The 14,556-nt window shown below is 44.5% G+C and carries 15 protein-coding genes; 3 read left to right on the forward strand and 12 right to left on the reverse strand.

Annotated features, from left to right (window positions below; all coding sequences use genetic code 11):
* Window positions 1–110: 110 nt before the first annotated feature.
* The 6 genes from ACWNM1_RS19240 to hrpB all read right to left on the reverse strand — a co-directional run bounded on the left by ACWNM1_RS19240 (window position 111) and on the right by hrpB (window position 6,041).
* Window positions 111–1,055 (reverse strand): GNAT family N-acetyltransferase, encoded by a 945-nt coding sequence (locus tag ACWNM1_RS19240; protein ID WP_449602252.1) that lies wholly within the window; start codon window positions 1,053–1,055, stop codon window positions 111–113.
* Between the two features lie 337 nt (window positions 1,056–1,392).
* Window positions 1,393–1,587 (reverse strand): hypothetical protein, encoded by a 195-nt coding sequence (locus tag ACWNM1_RS19245; RefSeq protein WP_094874120.1) that lies wholly within the window; start codon window positions 1,585–1,587, stop codon window positions 1,393–1,395.
* A 24-nt stretch (window positions 1,588–1,611) separates the two neighbouring features.
* Window positions 1,612–1,740, reverse strand: a complete 129-nt coding sequence (locus tag ACWNM1_RS19250) for a hypothetical protein (RefSeq protein ID WP_449602253.1) — start codon at window positions 1,738–1,740, stop codon at window positions 1,612–1,614.
* Window positions 1,741–1,766: 26 nt separating this feature from the next.
* Window positions 1,767–2,633 carry an NAD-dependent epimerase/dehydratase family protein gene (locus ACWNM1_RS19255; protein ID WP_449602254.1) on the reverse strand — a complete coding sequence of 289 codons (867 nt, stop codon included), beginning with the start codon at window positions 2,631–2,633 and terminating at the stop codon, window positions 1,767–1,769.
* Window positions 2,634–2,867: 234 nt separating this feature from the next.
* Window positions 2,868–3,452, reverse strand: a complete 585-nt coding sequence (locus ACWNM1_RS19260; RefSeq protein WP_449602255.1) for a general stress protein — start codon at window positions 3,450–3,452, stop codon at window positions 2,868–2,870.
* Between the two features lie 96 nt (window positions 3,453–3,548).
* On the reverse strand, window positions 3,549–6,041 hold the full coding sequence (gene hrpB / locus ACWNM1_RS19265; RefSeq protein WP_449602256.1) for an ATP-dependent helicase HrpB: 2,493 nt from the start codon (window positions 6,039–6,041) through the stop codon (window positions 3,549–3,551).
* A gap of 157 nt (window positions 6,042–6,198) precedes the next feature.
* Between hrpB and ACWNM1_RS19270 the strand changes: the two genes are divergently transcribed.
* Complete coding sequence (locus ACWNM1_RS19270) at window positions 6,199–6,618, forward strand: GNAT family N-acetyltransferase (protein WP_076286431.1); 420 nt, start codon at window positions 6,199–6,201, stop codon at window positions 6,616–6,618.
* A gap of 119 nt (window positions 6,619–6,737) precedes the next feature.
* Here ACWNM1_RS19270 and ACWNM1_RS19275 read toward each other — a convergent pair whose 3' ends face one another.
* On the reverse strand, window positions 6,738–7,136 hold the full coding sequence (locus ACWNM1_RS19275) for a DnaJ family domain-containing protein (RefSeq protein ID WP_449602257.1): 399 nt from the start codon (window positions 7,134–7,136) through the stop codon (window positions 6,738–6,740).
* Window positions 7,137–7,384: 248 nt separating this feature from the next.
* Between ACWNM1_RS19275 and ACWNM1_RS19280 the strand changes: the two genes are divergently transcribed.
* Entirely contained in the window at window positions 7,385–7,864 is a 480-nt protein-coding gene (locus tag ACWNM1_RS19280) for an SRPBCC family protein (protein ID WP_449602258.1), read from the forward strand.
* Here ACWNM1_RS19280 and ACWNM1_RS19285 read toward each other — a convergent pair.
* The 4 genes from ACWNM1_RS19285 to ACWNM1_RS19300 form a co-directional block, all read right to left on the reverse strand.
* Entirely contained in the window at window positions 7,853–8,662 is an 810-nt protein-coding gene (locus tag ACWNM1_RS19285; RefSeq protein ID WP_449602259.1) for an SDR family oxidoreductase, read from the reverse strand. The two genes, ACWNM1_RS19280 and ACWNM1_RS19285, sit on opposite strands and share 12 nt — an antisense overlap.
* 138 nt (window positions 8,663–8,800) lie before the next feature.
* On the reverse strand, window positions 8,801–9,667 hold the full coding sequence (locus ACWNM1_RS19290) for a transglutaminase family protein (RefSeq protein ID WP_449602260.1): 867 nt from the start codon (window positions 9,665–9,667) through the stop codon (window positions 8,801–8,803).
* Entirely contained in the window at window positions 9,664–10,617 is a 954-nt protein-coding gene (locus ACWNM1_RS19295; RefSeq protein WP_042127228.1) for an alpha-E domain-containing protein, read from the reverse strand. The genes ACWNM1_RS19290 and ACWNM1_RS19295 overlap by 4 nt, the downstream gene beginning before the upstream one ends.
* A gap of 72 nt (window positions 10,618–10,689) precedes the next feature.
* On the reverse strand, window positions 10,690–12,153 hold the full coding sequence (locus ACWNM1_RS19300; RefSeq protein ID WP_449602261.1) for a circularly permuted type 2 ATP-grasp protein: 1,464 nt from the start codon (window positions 12,151–12,153) through the stop codon (window positions 10,690–10,692).
* Between the two features lie 353 nt (window positions 12,154–12,506).
* Here ACWNM1_RS19300 and ACWNM1_RS19305 point away from each other — a divergent pair, with 353 nt between their 5' ends.
* Window positions 12,507–13,394, forward strand: a complete 888-nt coding sequence (locus tag ACWNM1_RS19305; protein ID WP_449602262.1) for a DUF1835 domain-containing protein — start codon at window positions 12,507–12,509, stop codon at window positions 13,392–13,394.
* Between the two features lie 127 nt (window positions 13,395–13,521).
* Here the strand turns inward: ACWNM1_RS19305 and ftsY are convergent, their stop codons facing one another.
* Window positions 13,522–14,520 (reverse strand): signal recognition particle-docking protein FtsY, encoded by a 999-nt coding sequence (gene ftsY / locus ACWNM1_RS19310; RefSeq protein WP_042187710.1) that lies wholly within the window; start codon window positions 14,518–14,520, stop codon window positions 13,522–13,524.
* Window positions 14,521–14,556: the final 36 nt, after the last annotated feature.

The following is a 14,556-nucleotide window of genomic DNA, read 5'->3' on the forward strand; positions in this document are numbered from 1 at the left end:
GGATGAAGAAGGCTGCCATCCGGCAGCCCTTTTTTAAATTTTAGAAATTATAAATTCCCCGCCTATACTCGCTTAAACGCTTACCGCCCTTATAAGGACGCCGAAAATGTTTATGCTTGATCGTTCACTGGAATATACATGTTCTGTATCTCTTGTACTCCTGGAACAAATCCTAGATTTGTATAAACAGACTCCGCATCATTACCTTCCATGACATATAATCTAAGGAAAGGATACTTATCTTTAAGGAGACTTAGTCCTCTTTTCAACATCAGTGTCGCTATCCCTTTGCCTCTATAACCGGGCATTACACTAATACTATAAACTGCTGCGTAATCCCCTTGTAAGCCCAAGAGACAATTCGCAATTAACTGTCTAGATTTCCTATCATACACAAGCGTTGACGCGGTAAGTAATGCTTCATTCGTATAATTCGGTTCTTCACTTGGAATAAAATCTTCATAGGAAAATTGCTTTCTTCTAGTCGCTTCGAGACTTCCGGCAAAGCTAGCGTAGCTACATTCGGCGATCTGATCTTCAAGAATAAAGCGTTTAGCTCCTTTTCCATCCTCTTCGATCTGTGGACTTTCAATTCTAAATTCTTCGTTCCATTCCACCTCGAAATGATCTGTAGGACGCTGCATCCAGCGACATCTGAACTCATCAGGCCAAAATCCTGCCCGCGCAAATAAATGAACTTGATCCGGTAGAACCTCGAAGGTTTTTATAGGCTCCGTTCGGTCAGACCAATATATCAAAAGCTTTTTGAGAAGTTTAAGCACTACAAATGTATCGTTAAAAGGTGGAATAACAAATAAATGATAAATCCGATTAGGTGACATCCTTACTCCACCTATTTTCGCCTCCCCTTTATAGATCCAAAAAGCATTCTTTTGGGCAGAATTGAACCCATCTTCTCTAAAAAAGCCAATATATTGAATATTATAATAAATGGAGCAATACACTCCCCACTCTTCCGATTCAGCCCTACGAATTGAATAATCATTACTTAGCTCATACGATATTTCATCCTCAGACCATCCCAATAATTGCATGTACAATTCCTCCTCGCTGCTACTTCACCTTCTATTTTCTATAGTATCACTTCTTAAAGTTAATGATTGGTAATAAACACTTATAATGATTATTTACTAAACTACAGCAAGTGTTGATCTCTGATTATAGAAATAGAAACGGCTTGCAATTCGTTATTAAAAAGACCTCAATTGATTAACACAATCATAACCAGAACCTGCGCTCTGATCCGATAAATAACATTGCAGCAATCGGATGAGCGGCATGCCTTCGTTAAGAAAGATACGGATATAACCCTCTAGCTCAGCAAGCTGAAGTCCAATCTATAAAAAAAACTGCCTATTGGCAGTCTTTTCCTTAATAAATTCTAGAGCATAGCCAAATGGCGGTTCCCACAGCGATAATACCTGCTAACGTTACAAATAGGACATACCCTCTCTTTGTTGTAGTAACCGTGTGATTATCATAAAATTCAGGTTTTCGTACGATTCCAAACCATAGATCCGCGATTAAATTCACGACCACTAGAGAGAAATTTTTTATTACCCCCACGTCATCACTCCTTTTCAACGTTAGCTAACCCAGTTTATTATTAATTTCACTTAGTGACTCATTCATTTCGTCCATTTTCTTGATCATCTCATATTGATTGCTAATCATCATGATTAAACCAATAAAGAACAAAATCACAAGAAGTAAACTCATACTGCACTTCCTTTCAGTAGCTGAAATCATTCACTCTGGACATTCAAGCTCCGAGCAAATCCTGACCTCCATGACGGGTACAGTGGACTCCATTCGTACTCCATTCGAGCTTTCGTATTGCAGGCTCCGCGTTCCCATCCTTCTCTGCCTTCTTGAACATTAGGAGCAGGAGCACCTATGGTATCTGAATAAGCTGATAACCACTCCAATCCTTTAGCAGGCTCGTCGTCTACGATGTTCACAGGGCCTGAAGGCCAGTTCAGAGCAAGCACAGCTGCGTTAGCTGCATCCTCCACATGTAGGAATGATACAACTGCATCTGTCGCTGTCATTCGTTCTTGACGAATTTCCTCTGCCATATAGCCATTAGTGTCATACCATGTTCCTTGGCCGTACAACATTCCATACCGCAAGATCACATGATTGGGGATCTCGGCAACTGCTTTCTCTAGTGCGTATATACCTTCAATCGTTCTTCTCCGAGGCTCTAAAGCCTTAAGATCTAAAGGAGTTTCCTCCGTAGCTGGCTCCTCTCCAGCTTCATAAGCCCATGAAATACTTTGTGCAATGATTTGTTCCACGCCAGCTGCAAGGGATGCATCCACAATATTTCGTGTTCCTTCTATTCTTATCCTGGAATTATCTGAGAAATTCCGCTGACTTAGTGAAGTTAGCTGATGGATAACCACTTCTGGCTGCGCTTTGTGAATGGATGCAAATATAGCCTCTCGATCGAAGACATCCGCGATTACCGCCTGTGCTCCACACTGCTCAATAAATACTCTATTTTCTTCCTTATGGGTCATTCCGACAACCTCATGCCCCGCTCCTAATAACTTAGGCAGCAATAGCCGTCCAATTACGCCCGCTGCACCGGCTACAAATATCTTCATCTAAGCCCTCCTTAAGAACAGCCTCTAAATATAAACATGGCTATGTACATCAGACATAACTGCCATGGTATCTGCTTTGTGCATTTTTCAGTTACTTCTCAAAAGGCCCAATTATAATTTGGATTATTATCCATATCATACCACATGTATAATAAAGACTGCACCTCACAGCTTATCGCTAGGAGGTGCAGTCTTTAATGGTTTGTTTATAGTAAAAGTAGGTCGATTTACATTTTAGATTTTATCGCGGTTGTAAACTTCAGCCGTTCGGTCTGCTCTGTTAGCCATCGAATTACCTAGTCGAGTGTCTTCGTTATACAAGCCTTCGTAACGCTGAGCATTTAGTGAGCGGTTGTCTCGGAACACATCATGCGCTTGATACCCTCGTCCATTATCCTCAACAAGCACAAGGATCTTGCCACTTTCAACGTATCCTTCGTACTCTTTTGCCTCATCCTCAGGAATGCCAAGACCGATCAAGCCGCCAACTAAGCCACCTGCACCAGCACCCACGGCTACACCTGTTAACGTTGCCACAATAGGTCCCGCTGCCAGAATAGGACCAATCCCCGGAATTGCGAGCGCTCCGATACCGGCTAGCAGTCCGGTAACACCACCCAATACGCCGCCTGTAGCTGCACCTGTTGCAACACCCTCGGGAGCTTTTGTGCCTGTATCATCCGAAATATGTCTTAGCTCATCGCGATCACGTGTGATTACTGATATTTCATCATTACTGAACCCTTGATTGTGAAGTCCTTCAATTGCTCTGGTTGCTTCTTGTTCTGTATCAAAGATACCTACGATTTTTTTAGTCACTTGAAGCCCTCCTTAGTAATTGTCTTCGTTAGTTAATTACCCTGTAAGCTGAAGACAAAACATCTAATTAAAATTTCAAGTGCACGAAGGACCCTATTATTTCTTGGGACGTGTTCGATTGGTCGGAATAGCTTGCAAGGGGTCGTCTGGCCAATAGTGCTTTGGATAACGTCCTTTTAAATCCTTTTTAACCTCAAAATAAGTGCCACGCCAAAAGCTTGCAAGGTCAGAAGTCACCTGCATCGGCCTTCTTGCCGGTGACAAAAGATGAAGCAATACAGGTACCTTCCCCCCTCCAATTCTAGGGGTGTCTAACTGTCCAAACATCTCTTGCAAACGCACAGCCAGAACGGGAGCAGCTGGATTAGTATAGTCCACGGGCACACGCGAACCACTAGGAACTGTTATATGTGTCGGCGCTTCCTGTTCAAGAAGCTGTCGCTGATTCCAGTCGAGCAACTCCTCAAGCGCACGGGATAACGGGATTCGCTGAAGGTCACGCAAGTTACGCATACCGTGAATGTAAGGTAATAGCCATTCATCAAGCGTCTCAATTAATGCTTCATCAGAGACAACAGGCCAATCTGAACGTAAGGCGTGCATAAACATTAGCCGTTCACGAAGCTGCAGAGGTCCCTTTTCCCACGGTAAAATATCAATCCCATCTTCTGCGATCACACTTAGCAGTACTTTCGTTGTTTCTTCTGTGGAGGGTCTTTCATGTGACGTTTCTTTTAAGACAAGAGCGCCAAGCATCGTTCGGCGGCGTTTCTTCACACTTCCACTTTCTTTATCCCAATACACGTCAGAATCCTCTGTGATGTGATCTATATGATATTTAAGCAGTTGTCCTTCTTCTAGCTCAGCTGCCAGCAAGATTGCACCTTGTGTGGCTCGATCGTCAACAGACGCGGCCACAATATAAGCGGATCGGGCCAGCGGTTGCCCTTCCCGCATGGCCACGCCACGACCGGCTGAGAGCAGAAACGCGCCATCACCGCGTTTCTGCCCGATACGGTCGGGATAGGCGAACGACAGAAGCAGCCCGCAGAGGCTGATGTCGTTCACGGTCCCGCCTGGCGCTGCTTGCAGCTGCGCCAGGAAATTGCGGCTCTCGCGCACCACCGCGCGCAGAGCCGTAGGGTCCGCTCCGCCCGTATCGGCGGAGCGTTCGAACCGGAGCAGCGCCTCTACGCGGAGCGTGAGGTCGCAATCTAGTGCCGCGGGACCCTTGAATAGGTCCCGCTCTTGCAGCAGCGCCGCCAGCCGGCAGGCGAGCGGTGCTGCGTCAAGCTCTGCCGCGCGCAGCAGCATATGCGCGGCTCGTGGGTGCGCGCCAAGCGCGGCCATGCTGCGGCCGTGCGGCGTAATGGCGCCGCCGGCGTCCAGCGCGCCGAGCTGGCGCAGCAGCGCGGTGCCCTGCGCATAAGGCGCAGCGGGCGGCGCGTCAAGCCAAGCTAGCGCGGCAGGATCGCGCACGCCCCACAGCGCCAGCTCCAAAGCGAGCTGCGCAAGATCCGTCTCCATAATCTCCGGCACATTGTCATCCGGAAGACGATTATGCTCCTCCTGACTCCACAGCCTGTAGCATACGCCCGGAGCTGTCCGCCCGGCCCGTCCTCGCCGCTGATCGGCAGAGGCTTTCGATACCGGAACCGTCGTAAGACTTGGCATTCCCGTACGCGAAGAGAAAATCTGCGTACGACGCAGCCCTGTATCAATTACCGTTCGCACACCTTCGATTGTCAAGCTTGTCTCCGCAATGGAGGTCGCTAGTACGACTTTACGTTCGCCGTTTATGGATGGAGCCACTGCAGCGTCCTGCGTAGCCTGTGGTAATTGTCCGTATAAAGGACAAAGCACTATCCCGTCAGGCAGTTCTCCATGTTCCAACTCATTTTGGGTTCTGCGAATCTCCCGTTCACCCGGCAAGAATACAAGTACATCTCCCGGCTGTTCAGCAAGCGCACGTCTCACTGCGGCTGTGGCCGATTTTTCAATCGAAAGATTTCCTGTAGTTGGGGTATAGATAGTTTCCACCGGATAGGTTCGTCCCGGACAATCAACTACTGGCGCATCACCCAGCATAACCGAGACCCGTTCACTATCTAGTGTTGCTGACATAATCAGAATCCGAAGATCATCACGCAGTACTGCCTGAGCTTCCAGCGCCAGAGCAAGTCCCAGATCCGCATGTAGACTACGCTCATGGAACTCATCAAAAATAATCAGACCCACATCCCCTAGCGATGGATCACTCTGAAGCATCCTCGTTAAGACACCTTCAGTCACTACAACAATTCGTGTATTCTTGCCTACCTTAGTGTCGTTCCTCATCCGATAACCTACCGTCTGTCCAACACTTTCTCCAAGATTGGACGCCATGTAAGTTGCGGCTGATCTAGCGGCAAGTCTTCTAGGCTCAAGCATAAGAATGCTTTTACCAGCCATCCATGGCTCGTCCAGAAATGCCGGAGGCGTTCCAGTTGTTTTACCCGCACCGGGTTCTGCGATCAGAACAGCCGCCCTTGTTGAGCGAAGTATGTGTTTCAGGTCTGGAAGCACCTGTATAATTGGAAGCTGTTTCATTATATCTCTCCATCGTTTGTAATAATATGTTATGATTTCCTTTGATGTGGTCTAAACCCTATTCATCATGTGCGAAAAAAATTCAAAGATCAAGACAAACTGTACTTACCATTTCAAGTATATCTTTCTTATATCATAAAAAAGGAGACTTTCTAAAATGCTCGTAACTAAAGCCACTACTTCAGATTTATCTATACTCAGCAAGATCGATAGCATGGTCATTGGCAGCGAAATTCGCAAACCTAAAATCGAACAATATATTCTAAATGAGCAATGTGTTGTAGCATCGATTAACAGTGAGCCTGTCGGTTTTGCTTGTTACGATACCACTTTTTTCGAATGCTGTTTTATTCAGCTCGTAATTGTGAATCCCAATTTCAGACGTCTTGGCATTGCTGGTGCACTTATTCGTTACATTGAAGAACACTCTCCAACACCCAAGCTGTTTACTTCCACCAATGAATCCAATACGATCATGCAGCAAGTATGTCTTTCTCTAGGATTTGTAAGAAGCGGAATCATTGAGAATTTAGACGATGGTGATCCAGAATGGGTATATTTCAAGCAAGTAAAATGAAATACACTTGTGAAACGAAGCACGCAAAAAGGCAGCTCTTTCGTCTCTTTATGGACTAAGAACTGCCTTTTTATCACACTATTTATCCTCATGTCCATACAACAGGACCCTAATAAGCGTTATTCTTCTTCCCTAATTATCTGTTCGTGTATTTGAACACTGTATTGCATAAAAGCAGGATTACTATCTAAGCCTCGTTCACGCAGAAGCTCCTGCAGACGCAGCCTTTTCAAAGACAATTTTGCCCGTATTGCCTTGCCTTCACTAGTTTCAGGGCCTCCGCTATTGTGGCAGGCAGCAAGCAGCCCTTCGAGGGTAACGCATTCTGCACGCAAAGATACTTCCTCGGGCACCAGCCCGGAATTCTTCATAATTTTAAAAGACATGCGTAATTCTTCTGGCACGCCCGATAAATCCTCAAGCTCCAGTGGCTTGCCATGCCCAGGTAAATCTCCAAATTCCCCATTACGCATAGATTCCTGAATCCGCTGCTCAACCAGCCAGGACATCATCCCCATATACGCACCTCCTTCACCAATACCACTACTATGATCTATCCCGCCTAAGCAAAAGTATGGTAAGCAGAATTGCGTCTATTTTAGCATAAAAAACTGTAGATTTACATCAAACTGCCGCTACATATTACAGACGCCTAATCAAACCGTACAATAGTTTTTTTTCATACGAACAATTGTTATACTCGTTTTAATAAGCCTCAACTCAATAAAAAAAGGACTACAGCAGTAGTCCAAAGGAGAAATATAACATGATAGCTAACCTCAAAAAAACAGATGATCATTATGTCGCTCGTTTCGAACGTCAACTAAAACATCCCACATTAGAAATATGGTCCTTTCTAACAGAGAATGAGAAGCTTGCTTTATGGTTCACTGAATTACGTGTTGAAGACCTGCGTGAAGGTGGATTAATCAAGTTTGATATGCAAGACGGAACCTTTGAGGAAATGACGATTACCGCCCTGCAACATGAATCTGTTCTTGAATTTACGTGGGCTGAAGATTCCGTTCGCTTTGAGCTATATCCTAATACAGAAGGATGTTTACTCGTCTTGAATGAAACGATCCGAACGCTCACGCCGCACACACCCAGAGATTTAGCTGGCTGGCATGTATGTCTGGACGTGATCCAGCATCTTCTGGATGGTACGACGCTGGAGTCACGAAAAGCTGAATGGAACGTTTGGTATGAACGATACCGAGAAGCGATCTCTAAATTAGGACAATAAGGACTCTGCTCCATCAATCACAATTTGTGCACCTGTAATATGAATAGATTCATCAGAAGCCAAAAAAGAAACTAGATCGGCAACATTATCCGGTTTACCCGGCCCATCCGCCAGCGGCTGCGCACCATCCGGAAATTCAATCGGAATGACGATCGCTTCTACTTCTTCGTTCATTTCAGTGGTTTCATCTATATTGGTAGCAATCGCCCCGGGGCAGATCACATTCACTCGAATTTTAAACTTAGCCAGCTCAAGTGCAGCCATTTTGGCAAAAGCTACTTGTCCAGCTTTGGTAGTACTATACGTAGACCACCCAAAGCTGGCAAATCTAGTATTCCCATTGATGGAGCTAGTGATAATAATGCTACCTTTCCCTTTATCCTTCAGATGAGGAATCGTATATTTCAAGGTCAAAAAGGTCCCCGTCAAGTTCACCGACATCGTGCGCTCCCAATCACTCAGGCTCAGTTCCTCTATTGGTCCCACCGCACCATTGATTCCCGCGTTAGCGAATACTACATCTAAGCCGCCGAACTGTTCGACAGTCCTGCGAACGGCTTCCTCCATCCCTTTTTCATCTGAAGTATCTACCTCTATGGCCAATGCACAATCTTTGCGAAACTTGTTCAGCTTATCCGCCAAAGATGAGGTACGTTCAAGATTCAAATCAAAAAGCGCTACATTAGCACCTTCCTTCGCCAGCTTAATAGCGGTAGCCCGACCAATTCCAGAGCCCGCTCCAGTTATAATTGCAGTTTTTCCAATAAATCTTTGTTTCTTAGCTATGTTTGGACTCATATGTAATCTCTCCTTTAAAATCTCTTAGTGATGTACTATGGATCAAGATTACCCAAATACATATACACTGGAATCATCTTCACAAAAAAACTCCCCGTTCAAAAGCTTGAACAGAGAGTTTCATCTATAATGATCCATTTAAATGTCCAGCTTCCGCACATCCACTTTCACGGTCAGAGTGCCTGCTCCACCACGATATACACCTTTTACAGGTACAATATCTTTGTAGTCCCGTCCGTGACCTAACTTAATGTAACGCCAATTGACCTCAACATTATTCGTCGGATCGAAACCAAGCCAACCTGTACCCGGAATGTGAGTCTCCACCCAAGCATGTGAAGCTTGCTCAAAATTAGCATTGCTCCCTTGCAGATCACCAACAAAATGATATCCACTTACATATCTGGACGGCAGACCGACACTACGGCAGACAGCAATCATTAGATGAGCATAATCCTGACATACACCGCGTTTAAGCTTCAGTGCTTTTTTTACCGTAGTATTTACACTTGTAGCCTCAGGGTCATAGGTGAACTGTTCATAAATCGTCGCAGATAATTTAAGAATCCATTCATACATATCCTCTGCTTCATTAAAAGGGTACTGTGAGGCAAACTCCACTAATTCAGGCGTCACCTCGGTATAACGAGTCGGCAAAATAAACTCAATATAACGGTTCTGAAATCCCTCGTCATTTAACAATCTAATTTGTTCTTCAAGAGATGTTCTCGGGAGATCTGTCCCCTGAGCTTTATCCAGTGTAACTACAGTAGCTTTAGTGTGGATGACCATCTCCGTATGCGGCTTATTAACCGAATAGGCATGGACCCGATTCCCGAAGAAATCCTCATAGGTTAATAGATTTGCTGGCGGGTAAATATCCACTTCATGGTGGTAACAGGATTGGCGATAATTCGTGCGTGGCGTGAGTCTGATCTCATTGACACTGTCCGTAACCGGCTCTGGATAGCTGTATGTGGTGGTATGATTGATTTGAATCTTCATACAGACACTCCTTCTCGCCGAAAAAAGGCGCCCTCCATTGTTTTACCAAGTTTTTGACAGGATATCACCAGCGATTTAAGCACATCTTCCACTAGCTCGCCGGACATTTCTTCTTTTTCCATATAATCCAGCTCTGCTTTAAGCTTACCCGCTTGCCGGATAACCTTCTCATGGCCTGAACCTTTCTCTGATGAATCCAGTTCAAGCTTTGCTAAATGCTCTTCCAGCTGATGAAAAGAAAAACGAATGGAACGCGGAAATTTGGGATTCGCAATTAAGAAATCTAAAATACTCTCCGGGGACATAGCATCTGCATAATAACGTCGAAACGCCTGGTATCCACTAACAGATTTAAGCACCGCCTGCAACTGAGTATAAACCGCGTTAAGCTCCTTAAATCTGCATGCGGCAATGACTGCCTGCAAGATACGAGTTGTATTCTCTGCCCGCTCTAGAAACCGTCCGCTCTCAATGAAATGCCACTCATTCCCTCTAAGCATTACCGACTGCTCTGCTCCGAGAAACATAGCTGTACGCTCCTTAACCTGCTGATAGAACTGATGTGGGCCGCTCATAATATCTGCAACAGACCGCTCACCAAGCCATAGGTTGAAGCTATTGACAACATCCCATAATTCACTTGGAAGCTGTTGACGGAGTGTTCGCAGATTATTTCTGGCATGATGTACACAAGAGAATAATGAATTAGAATTGCCTAGATCAAGTGTTATGAAAGATAGGACATCCTGTTCGGAAAAGGTTTCGAACTGCTGCATATATTCACCTCGAACGCCTAGCGCATCGATTAACCTTGACCATTTATGTCCTTCTTCATGAAAATCCTCTTCCTGCTGGATATGATAATGAACATTGATTAGCCGCGCATGATTCTCTGCCCTTTCAATATATCTGCCGATCCAGAACAAAGCTTCAGCATTTCGATTCAGCATCTCCAGCCACTCCCTTATTTAACAAATTGATGCTGCATTTTGTTAATCATCAACAAGCCTCACTAGGTTGAATCAAGCCATGACCCAAGTATCTTTTACGCCACCACCTTGCGAGGAGTTTACGACCAAAGACCCTTCTTTCATAGCCACCCGTGTTAATCCCCCAGGTATAACATGTGGCTTACGGTCAGCACCCATTAATACAAAAGCTCGAAGATCGATATGTCTCGGTGCCATTGTTCCACCTGACAATACCGGTGCTCTAGATAGAGACATGATCGGCTGCGCAATATAACGTTCCGGGTCAGCGATAATCTTCATTCGAAATTCAGCGAGTTCTTCTTTCGTAGCTTCGCTTCCGATCAACATTCCATATCCCCCGGATAAAGAGGTTTCCTTAACAACCATTTCAGATAGGTTCTCAAGGACATATAAACGTTCATCAAGCCTGCCTAGCAAATAGGTCGGGACATTCCCAAGAATCGGTTCTTCATTCAGATAATAACGAATCATATCCGGTACATAGACATACATCGCTTTATCATCAGCAACACCAGTCCCCGGGGCATTAGCAATCGCTACATTCCCTGCCCGATACGCATTCATCAGACCCGCCACCCCTAGGAGTGAATCCGGCTGAAAAGCTAACGGATCGATGAAATCATCATCCAAACGGCGATATAGTACATCTACGCGGCGAAGTCCGTTCATTTCTTTCAAATATATTTTGTGATCCTTTGCAACCAAATCTCGTCCTTCAACCAAATGTATACCCATCTGTTGTGCTAGAAAAGCATGCTCATAATAAGCAGAATTGTATTCCCCAGGTGTAAGGAGTGCTATAACCGGATCTGACTTTCGTGAGGGTGATAGACTGCGAAGAACGGATAAGAAACGATTCAAGCTATGTTCAACATCTCGGATGGAGCTGGCAAAGGACAATTCAGGAAACAACTGATTCATAAGGGTTCTGCCTTTAAAAAGATATGAAAAACCTGAAGGCGTTCGTAGATTATCTTCAAGCACATAATATTGCCCATCATGATGGCGGATCAGATCGATTCCCGAGGTAGTGAGGTAGGCTCCACCAGGCACCCTTAGACCAGCCATTTCTGGCCGGAAATAACAGTTGGAGATGATCATACGCCTTGGGACTATTCCATCCTTTACGATGTACTGCTCATGGTAGATATCATGAATGAACAGATTCAAAGCCGTGATACGCTGAATAATTCCAGCCTCTAGCCTCTCCCATTCATTCTTAGGAATAATGCGTGGAATCATATCGAAGGGAATCGTACGCTCCATGGGATGATCCTGAGCCGGATTGTATAGCGTAAAAGTAATTCCTTCCTCCATCATTCTGCGCTGCATCAAATTCTGTTTACCCTGCAGCTCTTCGGAGCTCATTCCGGAAAACATGCGATTCACATGTCTGTAATGCGGCCGGACATTTCTCTTATCTGCATACATTTCATCGAAAAAATGTTGCAGCGGATACGGAGACAGACCTGGCAGAGGATCTAATTTGGACATGAGCCCGACTCCTTTCGATAAATGTTATCTTTACTAACAACCTATACTTTAATTTCTGAAAATATCCATGAAAATATTGTTTTGTATTCCCATAATACGTAAATTCTATTGCCGATGTCAATATATATAACAGAGAAATGTGATCTCTGAATATTTCCGGGTTTTGGAATCGCTTCCTTTCTCTCTTATATAGGTTGCCGGAGCTGAAATGTAGTTTCTTCATTGAATTGTATGCAGGAGTAGTGACAAGCATTACTATTATGAATTTTTCATATGTTGGTTTTTTTATATAGTTGTCTGGGAAGGTGATTTCAGTTATATGGTATAATTTGGAGCGTTAGGAGAGTGAACAAATGAAGCACAAATATACTATGACGATGGAGCAGGAAGAGGCTAGGCGGAATCATATTTTTATTTTATTTGGCTTATCAGAAGCTGGTTCGATGAAGGTTGCACTTAGTCGTGTAGGTAGTCGTCATTTAATAAGAGTACTTTCATTTAATGAGACGTTCTCTGCTGGACCGCTGTGCAAATTACATAATGATGAAGGGTGTCATGCCCGTGAGTTATGGTTTCAGGAACGATTTCCGGATCAGGGTTATCATCTTAATCCCCAGCATAAACTGGAAGCCATGATTCAGACCTTAAAAGAAATTCCCGAGGAGAAAAAAATCACTATTTGGTGCGGAGACAACTCCCATGATCAGACAGGTTTACGATTTGCACTTTCTGTTCTTAGTGAGAGGAAGCAACCTATTCATGTTATAAATCCAATCGAAGGTTATGGGGAGCTTCCAGGGATTGTTGAACAATTTAGTATTGGCTTATCTCCCCAGTCTCTGGGTCAGCTCCCAAACGAAGCTGTGCAAGCTATTATCAAAAACACCGAAAATACAGAGCCCCTTACCTCCGCGCAGAGAAAACAGTATGAACTGGAGTGGCAAGAAATCAGCAACACTGAGGATATGCTTCGAATCTGGTCCAATGGTCAGCTAACGAATGTTCCCGAAACATACTATGACGAAGACATTCTATCCTTAATTCTGCAACTGCAAAGGAATGAACAGGGAGATCATTTCGTAAATGCAGGACTTATTGTAGGTGCAATTATAGGGCAGTGGAATTTATTTATCAGTACCTCATTTATAGAATATCGCTTCTGGAAGCTTATTAGTGAGGGAAAGCTGTTATTTAAAGGGATACCCTACGCGATGCATTTGTACTTTTTAAGAATTCCTTAGAGGTCACTACATTAACAACTAACAAACATTTTATTAAAAAGGAATGCCCTCATAAACTAAATATAGCTTCGAGGACATTCCTTGTAAATATGACTTCTTTATGATCATGTGTAGGGATGGATTACACTTACTCTTCCGATTCTTCTGACTCTTCCTCGGCAATTAATCCGGCAAAAAGAGCATGCACGAACTGCTGAGAATCAAATGGCTGCAAGTCTTCCATCTTTTCTCCGAGCCCTACGAGCTTCACTGGTAAGTTCATTTCCTGACGAATGGCTACTACAATTCCGCCTTTAGCTGTACCATCCAGCTTCGTCAAGACGAGCCCTGTTACCCCACTCTTTTCACCAAATAGCTTGGCTTGAGTAAGCGCATTTTGACCTGTGGTCGCATCTAGCACCATCAGTACTTCATGCGGAGCACTAGGAATTTCTCTTTGAATAACGCGGAAAATCTTGTTGAGCTCTTCCATCAGATTACTCTTATTCTGAAGTCTGCCTGCCGTATCGCAAATCAAGATATCTACATTCCGCTGCTTAGCCGCTTGAACAGCATCGAACATAACAGCGGCTGGGTCAGAGCCAGCTTGTTGCTTAATTACGTCTACGCCAGCACGTTGACCCCAAACTTCGAGTTGTTCAATCGCTCCGGCACGGAACGTATCCCCTGCGGCCAAAAGAACTTTTTTACCCTCTTGTTTGTAACGATGTGCTAGTTTACCGATCGTAGTCGTCTTGCCTACTCCATTTACCCCAACGAACAAGATAACTGTAATGCCATCCGGATTTTCCTTCAGGCTGTTATCGTCATCACCGCGCAGCAATTCCATGAGCTTACGGGACAAAATGGGTTGCAGCTCAGCGGCATCTTCAATTCGCTTTTGCTTCACTTCGGCGCGCAGATCCTCGACAAGTGTCATTACTGTATTAACACCTACGTCCGCACCAATCAAGATTTCTTCCAGCTCTTCGTAGAACTCTTCATCTATTTTTTTACGGCGGATAATCAGGTCTGCTACCTTCTCGACAAAGCCTTTACGGGTTTTCTCTAATCCGTCGCGGAATTGCTTGGTTACACTTTCCGTTTTGCCGGAAATGCTTTCTTTTAACTTCCTGAAAAAGCTCATTTGTTTCCTCCTAAAAGTTTTGTGAGCGACACTTCA

The organism is Paenibacillus sp. Marseille-Q9583, from assembly GCF_976954365.1.

What these genes read in the sequence shown, in the direction of transcription:
- ACWNM1_RS19240 (WP_449602252.1), bottom strand. Translation starts at nt 1,055, where the DNA reads ATGCAATTATTGGGATGGTCTGAGGATGAAATATCGTATGAGCTAAGT.
- ACWNM1_RS19250 (WP_449602253.1), bottom strand. Translation starts at nt 1,740, where the DNA reads ATGAGTTTACTTCTTGTGATTTTGTTCTTTATTGGTTTAATCATGATG.
- ACWNM1_RS19255 (WP_449602254.1), bottom strand. Translation starts at nt 2,633, where the DNA reads ATGAAGATATTTGTAGCCGGTGCAGCGGGCGTAATTGGACGGCTATTG.
- hrpB (WP_449602256.1), bottom strand. Translation starts at nt 6,041, where the DNA reads ATGAAACAGCTTCCAATTATACAGGTGCTTCCAGACCTGAAACACATA.
- ACWNM1_RS19270 (WP_076286431.1), top strand. Translation starts at nt 6,199, where the DNA reads ATGCTCGTAACTAAAGCCACTACTTCAGATTTATCTATACTCAGCAAG.
- ACWNM1_RS19275 (WP_449602257.1), bottom strand. Translation starts at nt 7,136, where the DNA reads ATGGGGATGATGTCCTGGCTGGTTGAGCAGCGGATTCAGGAATCTATG.
- ACWNM1_RS19280 (WP_449602258.1), top strand. Translation starts at nt 7,385, where the DNA reads ATGATAGCTAACCTCAAAAAAACAGATGATCATTATGTCGCTCGTTTC.
- ACWNM1_RS19285 (WP_449602259.1), bottom strand. Translation starts at nt 8,662, where the DNA reads ATGAGTCCAAACATAGCTAAGAAACAAAGATTTATTGGAAAAACTGCA.
- ACWNM1_RS19290 (WP_449602260.1), bottom strand. Translation starts at nt 9,667, where the DNA reads ATGAAGATTCAAATCAATCATACCACCACATACAGCTATCCAGAGCCG.
- ACWNM1_RS19295 (WP_042127228.1), bottom strand. Translation starts at nt 10,617, where the DNA reads ATGCTGAATCGAAATGCTGAAGCTTTGTTCTGGATCGGCAGATATATT.
- ACWNM1_RS19300 (WP_449602261.1), bottom strand. Translation starts at nt 12,153, where the DNA reads ATGTCCAAATTAGATCCTCTGCCAGGTCTGTCTCCGTATCCGCTGCAA.
- ACWNM1_RS19305 (WP_449602262.1), top strand. Translation starts at nt 12,507, where the DNA reads ATGAAGCACAAATATACTATGACGATGGAGCAGGAAGAGGCTAGGCGG.
- ftsY (WP_042187710.1), bottom strand. Translation starts at nt 14,520, where the DNA reads ATGAGCTTTTTCAGGAAGTTAAAAGAAAGCATTTCCGGCAAAACGGAA.